Source organism: Massilia sp. S19_KUP03_FR1, from assembly GCF_036688685.1.
Taxonomy (GTDB): domain Bacteria; phylum Pseudomonadota; class Gammaproteobacteria; order Burkholderiales; family Burkholderiaceae_D; genus JALYUM01.
Genome location: NZ_JAQQPS010000059.1, coordinates 1 through 2,961, shown reverse-complemented (window position 1 = coordinate 2,961; position 2,961 = coordinate 1). Strand labels below are relative to the sequence as shown.

The window sequence follows — 2,961 nt, the reverse complement described above, 5'->3', positions numbered from 1 at the left end:
ATGTATATTTTGACATTAAAAGCGAGTTCCAGACTGAACCAGCAGATCCTGAAATGATGTCGCCTTTGTGGCTTCGCCCGGTTGACACTGAGGAGATGCCAAAGCTGCTCAGTGACTATCCGGTTACAAAAAATTAACTTGTTCATATCTTAAAGGCGAGGAAAGTGAGCAAGGCGGATCTTATGCAAATAGTGAGAGATTGGCCGAGCGAATAAATTTCGTCAATGCACGGTTAGTTAGAGTGAGGCTTAAATAAATTATTTTATTAATTTCCTTGACTGAAAAACCTAATTGCGGGGACTAATTGAATTATAAAGCCCCATACCCCTCCAAACATCGCTTATCGATTTCATTTCCCCATTCTTCAAAAACATCGCCAAGATATCATAAGAAAGTCAATCAATCTGCGTCGCTACTTGTAAATCTAAAAATAGGCGTTTCGTCATGATCTTCCCGTCTTTGTAAAACCAAACTCCAAATCAAAAAACCTATAAATACAAGGACACCAACAAGCGCACAGACAATCATGAACATCATTATTTTCGGGAAAAACAAACCTGACAGGCAGAATGCAACGGTAAATGAAAAATCCAATAATTCCCGCCTAATATTGATACGTATTTGAGCAGCCATATGTCCTCCCCCACCTCAAGATATTTGCCAATCAGAAAATTTCAAATGCCGACTATAGTCATTTGAATATAAATAGAGTCATCACAATAGAAAAATAATATTAATCAATATATTTTCGTCACAACAACTCATCTAAGTGATTATAAAAAATAACAGAGTGAGGAAAATTGAGCGCACGATTGCGGCAGAAGAAAGTTGGCGAGATTCATCACGCACAATATCTTTAATGTTGGACTCTGCAAGAGCAATTAAGGACGACTCCGTCAGGACCAACCTAAATCGACCCAAAATTCGGTGAATATCGGCACGACACGGGTATCAACCTGCGCGAAGATTGCATCGCGGCGCTTCCGCGTTCGCCTCGTACATTCAACCAGCCGGTTAAAAAATGGATCCAAACACTATTTACACTTTGGAAAAAGCAGCCGAAGCGCTCTACACGACGCCAGACACACTGTCACGATTCGCACGATCTGGCGAACTGCAGGGCATCAGACTCGGAAAATCATGGATATTTCGGGGAGAATATCTGATCAGCTTCCTCGACACGCGTTCTGGCGTGGAAGCATCCCAGAGGCGCAGTCATCGGATACACGAGGTGTCGGCAGTGGCATTTCCTCCAGCGCCAAGATCGCGACGCCGACAGTTGCCCGATTTAAGCTGACGCACCCCGAATGGAGAATGAAGCTCCTCCGTTAGCCGGTCACCATAGCCGGCTGGCCAGGTCACTACCACGCAGGCTGGCATATCGACGCAACATGCGAGGGTCACGGTGGCCCGTTATTTTCGCTATCAGCACGTCTGACAGCGTCGTCAGTTCGTAAAGACGGCAAGTTGCCTCGTGACGCGTATCGTGAAACGTCAAACCTGTCATGCCTGCATCCGCGAAGATCTCACGAAAGACACACGACAATTCTGCCGATGTCTTGTCCAACGCGCGTACGTCCTGGTTGCCGTCCCAGAACGGAAAGAGCCGCCCCCCGCGCGCAAAAATTGCTTCCTTGTTGGTCTCGATAAAGTCGCGCAGCAAGGCAAGTGCCGTACTGGTCAATGGCACTTGCCGCGAGTCGCCGTTCTTGGAGCGCTCGAGATGAATGGTTCGCTTGGCCAGATTGACCTGGCTCAGTTGCAGTGTGTAGCACTCGCGCATGCGCATCGCGGTTTCCAGCGCCAGCGTGAAGAACACGCGCTCGTTTGGCCTTCTGGCAAGGGAGCTCACGATGGCAGCCTCCTCTTCTCCCGTCACACGTCGATCCCGCTCGTTGTCGATACGTGGCTCCTTGCCCTCTCGGGCCAGAACGGCTGCATCGAGGTCTGTATAAGTGGCAAAACCGCGCTTGAGCAGGCGTAGCGGGTTTTGCGCCATGATCTCCGGGTGTTTGCGCAGCATCCAGTCGAAACAGCGCGCAAGGGCACCATGCCGATGCCGAATCGTGGAGGGCGCAAGGTGATCGGTGCGTTTCATGGTGCAGATCCAGGCATCCGCCCAGTCGTAATTGAGGGCACTGGTCGTCATGCCGGCGACATCCGGCCGCATGGTGTCCAGAAGCTTGATGTCGGAGACGGGGACCGCGTTGTGACGCATGTACTCGAGCATGCACCTCCCGACCGTCCAGACCTCCGCCTGTCGAGGTTTGACGTCGAGCAGTGCCGCCGGCACGATGCCTTGCGCAAGAAGTCCTTCGAGCTGAGCGCCATAGCGAACCGCATCGTCCCGATTGTCAAACGTCGCCCAAATAGTTCTGGGCAGCAGGCGATGCTTGACGCGCAGCTGAAAGGTGCCGTTCGGCCGTGACTTAATGGTTGCCATAGGACACCATCTTAAAAACGTTTTGGGAGAATTTCAACGGCAACATGGCCGTTTTGAAGGGAGGCGTGCCTCCCTTTTGAGGAGGCACAAACCTTTGTTGAACCCGCTCAGAATGAGCTAAGTCCTTGATTTCTGGAGGCGAGGACGGGAATCGAACCCGTCTAAACGGCTTTGCAGGCCGCTGCATAACCTCTTTGCTACCTCGCCAGACTGAATGGTACCTCTGCCATGCACGCCGTTTCAGCGTTACATCAACAAAAAGGGAAGCCAGGCTTCCCTTTGGATATTCTGGAGCGGGAGAAGAGGCTCGAACTCTCGACCTCAACCTTGGCAAGGTTGCGCTCTACCAACTGAGCTACTCCCGCTTTGGAGCCGTACTGCTTATTTACTACGCCATTTACTGCTTCGAGCTACTACTACTTTTTTTGCCAATCCAGGGGACTGGAGCGGGAGAAGAGGCTCGAACTCTCGACCTCAACCTTGGCAAGGTTGCGCTCTACCAACTGAGCTACTCCCGC

General features: G+C 50.9%; 3 protein-coding genes and 3 tRNA genes. 1 reads left to right on the top strand and 5 read right to left on the bottom strand.

All coding sequences use genetic code 11. From position 1 onward, the window contains the following. Window positions 1–399: 399 nt before the first annotated feature. A complete protein-coding gene (locus tag V6M87_RS27065) occupies window positions 400–633 on the bottom strand; it encodes a hypothetical protein (protein WP_332879779.1) in 234 nt (77 codons plus the stop codon). 388 nt (window positions 634–1,021) lie between these two features. On the opposite strand from V6M87_RS27065, the gene V6M87_RS27340 reads away from it, so the two are divergent. Next, on the top strand, window positions 1,022–1,297 hold the full coding sequence (locus V6M87_RS27340; RefSeq protein ID WP_442920649.1) for a helix-turn-helix domain-containing protein: 276 nt from the start codon (window positions 1,022–1,024) through the stop codon (window positions 1,295–1,297). 39 nt (window positions 1,298–1,336) lie between these two features. Here the strand turns inward: V6M87_RS27340 and V6M87_RS27060 are convergent, their stop codons facing one another. From V6M87_RS27060 to V6M87_RS27045, 4 genes are all read right to left on the bottom strand, one after another. Next, entirely contained in the window at window positions 1,337–2,443 is a 1,107-nt protein-coding gene (locus tag V6M87_RS27060) for a site-specific integrase (RefSeq protein WP_332879778.1), read from the bottom strand. A 133-nt stretch (window positions 2,444–2,576) separates the two neighbouring features. Then, window positions 2,577–2,650, bottom strand: a tRNA-Cys gene (locus V6M87_RS27055). A gap of 82 nt (window positions 2,651–2,732) precedes the next feature. Then, window positions 2,733–2,808, bottom strand: a tRNA-Gly gene (locus tag V6M87_RS27050). A gap of 77 nt (window positions 2,809–2,885) precedes the next feature. Further along, window positions 2,886–2,961: transfer RNA gene (locus V6M87_RS27045), tRNA-Gly, on the bottom strand.

Excerpts from the sequence above, each read along its gene's own strand:
- V6M87_RS27065 (WP_332879779.1), bottom strand. The coding sequence starts at position 633 with ATGGCTGCTCAAATACGTATCAATATTAGGCGGGAATTATTGGATTTT.
- V6M87_RS27060 (WP_332879778.1), bottom strand. The coding sequence starts at position 2,443 with ATGGCAACCATTAAGTCACGGCCGAACGGCACCTTTCAGCTGCGCGTC.
- V6M87_RS27340 (WP_442920649.1), top strand. The coding sequence starts at position 1,022 with ATGGATCCAAACACTATTTACACTTTGGAAAAAGCAGCCGAAGCGCTC.